The 1,089-nt window shown below is 63.7% G+C and carries 1 protein-coding gene; it reads right to left on the bottom strand.

Annotation, left to right across the window (positions count from 1 at the left end; all coding sequences use genetic code 11):
- A partial coding sequence (locus HX846_RS35605; protein WP_218645524.1) for a hypothetical protein occupies positions 1-1,089 on the bottom strand: 1,089 nt, incomplete at both ends.

Here is a 1,089-nt window from a genome sequence, read left to right as displayed (position 1 = left end):
CCAGTTGCTGCGCGCCGCTTGCCGACCCCAGTGCCGAGCTGGCGGTGCCTTGGGCAGCATCAGCTGTCGCCTGCGCGGTTGATGCCACCCCCATCGCGGCAGTGGCAGAACCTTGCGCGGCTTCTGCAGCTTTCTGTGCGGTTTCGGCCGAGCTAGAGGCGTCCTTGGCGGTGCTCTGCGCACTATCTGCCGTTGCCCGTGCTCCCGCCGCCGTTTGGAGGGCTGCGTCGGCACCCTCTTGCGCCGCGCTTGCCGTTTTGCGGGCATCGTCAGCGGTGGCCATCGCTGCGTTGGCACCGGACAGCGCGCTGGCAGCAAGGCTGTTCGCGTTATTGGCCATACTTTCCACTGCGTTCAACTGGCCCTTGTTCACCGCGTCGGTAGCAGCCACACCTGCGGCTACATTGGCAATTCGGCTCTCAGGGCGGGCGCCTTCGCTGGCCGTGTAGGCCTGCTGGTCCTCGCTCCATCGCAGGTATTTCTCAGCCATCGCCAAACGAACTTGCCCTGCCGTTGCGTTGGCCAGTTGATCAACATCATTCAAGGCTTCCTGCGTACCTTTATGGGCCTGATCCAGGGCCTTGATCGCCCCCACCACCGATGTGGGCTGTGCCACGCCAGTACCCAGGCTGGTCAGGGAAAAGGCCGGCAGCACCACCTTGCCGTCCTTGACCGCAGTACCCTCACCGAGGGCATCCGCCACCGACTGAGTGGCCGCCAACTCCCGATCCCCGAGCTTCTGGATCGCATCGTAGGCAACGAATAACTGGGCGCCATTGACGCCATCGGTGCTGGTGTTGCTTACCGCTCCGGGGGCCATGTTGATCAGTTGGCGAGTCTGGCTGGCATTACCCAGGCTGACCACGCCCATGGCCGACGTACTATCGACACTGTATGCAGTGCCATTGATCGTCACCGGCGCAACCGCCTTCAGGTTTTGCGTCGTTGAGCCACTGCCCAGTGCAACGCCGTAATTGTGTTGCGCGCTGGCCTTGTTGCCCAAGGCAACCCCTTCATTACTGCTGGCCGTCACGCTGGCCTCAGAGCCCACCGCAACGCTGTGGGTGCCGTCAGCCCTGGCGTCGCGAC

The organism is Pseudomonas sp. K5002 (genome assembly GCF_013386655.1).
In the GTDB taxonomy this organism is placed as follows: domain Bacteria; phylum Pseudomonadota; class Gammaproteobacteria; order Pseudomonadales; family Pseudomonadaceae; genus Aquipseudomonas.
The sequence above is the reverse complement of the archived record's forward strand: the minus strand, read 5'-3'. Positions and strand labels throughout refer to the sequence as shown.